This window comes from Gemmatimonas sp. (genome assembly GCF_041689975.1).
GTDB lineage: Bacteria > Gemmatimonadota > Gemmatimonadetes > Gemmatimonadales > Gemmatimonadaceae > Gemmatimonas.
In genome coordinates this window covers 1-3,642 of record NZ_JBDNFF010000397.1, presented here as the reverse complement: position 1 = coordinate 3,642, position 3,642 = coordinate 1, and the positions used below count along the sequence as shown (strand labels likewise).

3 protein-coding genes are annotated in these 3,642 nt (G+C 64.8%); 1 reads left to right on the top strand and 2 read right to left on the bottom strand.

What is annotated here, in order from left to right:
- Positions 1-2,131: proton-conducting transporter membrane subunit (locus ACESNG_RS22780; RefSeq protein WP_373070991.1), on the bottom strand; the 2,131-nt coding region annotated here is incomplete at its 3' end.
- Positions 2,132-2,360: 229 nt separating this feature from the next.
- Here ACESNG_RS22780 and ACESNG_RS22775 point away from each other — a divergent pair.
- Positions 2,361-2,672, top strand: a complete 312-nt coding sequence (locus ACESNG_RS22775; RefSeq protein WP_373070989.1) for a DUF6671 family protein — start codon at positions 2,361-2,363, stop codon at positions 2,670-2,672.
- Between the two features lie 270 nt (positions 2,673-2,942).
- Here ACESNG_RS22775 and ACESNG_RS22770 read toward each other — a convergent pair.
- Positions 2,943-3,642 (bottom strand): bacteriorhodopsin (locus ACESNG_RS22770; RefSeq protein ID WP_373070987.1); only part of this gene is annotated, 700 nt, incomplete at its 5' end.

Below are 3,642 nucleotides of genomic sequence, written 5' to 3'. Positions count from 1 at the left end.
CCGAAACCCGGTCCGTGTGTTCGACTTGCAGCGCCTTGAGAAGAAGACCTGTGATCACGAGGCCTGCCCCGCCCGCAAACGCCGCATCGAAGCGACGGCGTCGCGGGCTGGAGAGCTGCGCAAATGCCGGGAGGTGCACGACGACGAGCACGAACAGCACCAGCGTGAGCGTCTCGACGAGAATCTGAGTGACCGCGAGATCGGGGGCGCCGTACAGCCCGTAGATCAGCGCCACACCGTAGCCCACCGTGCCCATGGCCGCGACCGCCGCCAGTCGCGATTTCGCTGTGGCGGCAACGAGCGCTGCGCCGAGGATGACGACGGCGATCGCGACCTCGTACGCACGCAGGTCCCCGATGCCCAACCAAAGCGGCACTGCGCCAAAGCGCAGCAGCGCAAACCCTGTCAATGCTGTGGAAACCGCCAGAATAGTCAGCACGTAACCGCGCAGGTAGCCATGCTGCAGAAGAAGGGTCTGCCACTTGGCCGTGCGCACTAGCACGCGCAGACTCGCTGCGAACAGCGCCGTCGGACCGAGTCGCGCCAGGGAGGCGAGCGGCAGTGCGAGCACACGGACGCGCTCGCGTGTGCGATACACCATGGCGCCCGCGAGCACCGTCGCAATGCCCAGCAGCAGTGCAGTGTTGACACCATGCCAGAGCCCGAGGACGACCGTCGTGGGCTCTGACCGGATCGCCGTCCCTGCCGCCGCCACCAGTGGTTGATCAATAAGCGCCGGTAGAAGGCCCGCCACCAACGCCAGTGACGCGAGCACCACGGGACCGAGCCAGAGCGCGAGCATGGGCTCGCCGGTCGCGGTACCGGCCCGCGTGCGGCGGCCGACGAACGGTCGGATCCCGACCATCGCAGCAACGGCCACCATCAGCACGATGGCGATGACACTCGCCGCCGTGATGGAGAGCGCACCGCGTGGCGCGGCGAGACCGGCTTCGTACAGCAGTTCCTTGCCGATGAAACCAAGCAGCGGTGGCACCCCACTCATCGAGAGGGCCGCGAGGCCGGCGGCCATCGCCGTAATCGGCATCACGCGGAACAGTCCGTTCAGTTCCCGCACGTCTCGCGTACCGGCGTCATGATCGATCGCGCCGGCCACCATGAACAAAGCTCCCTTGTACAGCGAATGCACCACCAGGAAGACGACGGCGGCCTGCGTTGCGAGCGAAGTGCCGATGCCCAACAGCATCGTGAGGATGCCGAGCGCGCTGATCGTGGAGAACGCGAGCAGGCGCTTGAGATCGGTCTGCGTGAGCGCCAGTACGGCACCGGTCACCATGGTGACGGCACCGACCACAGTCACGATCCCGTGCCACGCCGCCGTGCCGCCGAGCAACGGATGCACGCGCCCGAGGAGGAACACCCCGGCGGTGACCATCGTGGCCGAGTGCAGATAGGCGCTGACTGGTGTCGGTGCCGCCATCGCCCCGGGCAGCCAGAAGTGAAAGGGCGTCTGTGCAGATTTCGTAAAGGCTCCTGTCAGCACGAGCAGCAGGATCGGCAGGTAGCGCGCATGCTGGCGCAACGGGTCATCTCGGCGCAGAAGTTCAGTGAGCGAATAAGTGCCGCTCACGTCACCGATCAGGATCACACCGGCCAAGAGCGCCAGGCCACCGGCTGAAGTCACCAGCAGTGCCTGCAGCGCCGCGTCACGGGACTCGGGCTTCTCGTGATCGAATCCGATCAGCAGGTACGATGAGATGCTGGTGAGTTCCCAGAAGACGAACAGGAGCAAAAGGTTGTCGGCCGCAACAACGCCGAGCATGGAGCCCATGAACAGCAGGATGAAGGCGAAGAAACGCCCTGCCTGGGGGTGGTCACCGAAGTAACCCGAGGCATAGACGAGGATCAGTGCGCCGATTCCACTGATGAGCAACAGGAACAGGAGGCTCCAGCCGTCCACCCGGAATGAGAGGTCGAGGCCCAGCGCGGGAATCCAGTCCCGCTGCTGCAGCACCACGTCGCCACCGGATACGCGAGGAACGAGTGACGCGAGCCACGCCGTCACCGCCAGAATCGGCAGTGCAAATACCCAGCCGGCGGACCGTCGCAGGAAGCGCTGTGCCACAGGTGCGACAAGTGCGAGCAGGAATACCGCCAGCAGTGCGACGAACATTCGTCCGGTTCCGGGAGTGCGGTAAACCTGAAGCCACGGCGGAATTCAGCGTCTACGTCGACCGCACCACGGTTTCAGCCGCAGTTCGAGCAGCCATTTACGCCGGCCGGGCACACGCCGGGATATGCCCCAGCGACGCTGGGACGTCACCCATCTGCAACCGTGTGCAGATCGCATGCCGTGGGCATCAGCGTCCCGCGCCGGATAGTGCCAGGAAATCGCGCACTCAGTGCATCTCTTCGTCGCGCGCGGTATCGCGCGTGCCACCGCGTCTTTGGTACGGGCGGCGAGCAGTCAGTGTCTGCGGTGCCACGCACCGGGCTTTGTCGTCACCGGTCTGGAACGTGGACTTGCCTGCGAAGTGTGCCTGCGGCCGACGCGGCGACCACTGGTCGAAGTGCTGGCGTGCGTGAAGAGCCACGGCTCCTCGTGTTCGCTCGCAAGGCAAAACTTGATCAGTAGCAATGGGTCAGCGTCACGCCTGGCCGAAAACTTTACCGCGAAGCGGATGGCCCGTTGCACGGAGTCCACGTCCCGATGACGACCGGCCGGCTCCAGAGCGGTGTGGGGACGCGTTTAACGGAAGTCGAAAAGATGCAGAAGTCCTCCATGAGATAGCGGCCTGGCTCGCCCTGCTGGAGCACGGACGCGAAACGACGGGCGTGCTCCTGCGCCCGCCACGGCGCGCCCGCAGGCGCAACCCGGAGCATCCTCCCGCCGCAGAGCTGAACATCGCCCTGCGGCGTCGTACTGAGCTACGAGAAGCGGTGGCAACGCGAGTCACTGCGCGACGCGACGGCGCCGGTCCCGATCAGATGCGTCCCGGTGTCCCGACATCGGTGACGCCGCCCCGAGAACCGCCAATCGAGGCAGCGGCCGCCGCTCCGTGTCCCTCAACCATGCTGATCCTGCGGGCAACCACGGTGAGCATGATCCCGTAGATGATCTTGGACACGATGTCAGCGACCGTGTACACCACTTGCCGGAGGACGACCCCGTCGGCGGAGTTCAGCACTGCCGGCATGGCGTAGCCAAGGGGATACAGCATCCATGACACAAGCAGCAGCCACCACACGCCTCGGACCAGCGAGTGCACTTGCACCGGGAGGCGATCCAGGTTGCGGTAGACCACGCGTTGGACCATGACGAGGATAACAACAAAGAACAACGTGCTGATTCCACCCCAGATCCAAAAGGGGGCGCTGCGCTCGACCTCGTAGAACTGCCCGAAATAACCCGTCAAGATCATGCCGAGGCCAGCGCCGGTGAAAATCACCCACCCGCGTCGGAAAGGCGCTCCGGTGACCCCGAGAACGATCAGCAATTGCAGCAGCAGTGCTGGTACGTCGATCGACCAGTTCATGTAGCGGTAGCCGTTGGAGAACAGCGTGTTGCTGGTCACGAAAGCCTGGCCGTTCCACGTGAAGGAGTCGTGCCAAAGGTCGGAGATCATTAGCAGCTGGAAGAACGCCGAGACCATTACCACCGCAGAGAGGGTGCTGGCCGGCTGG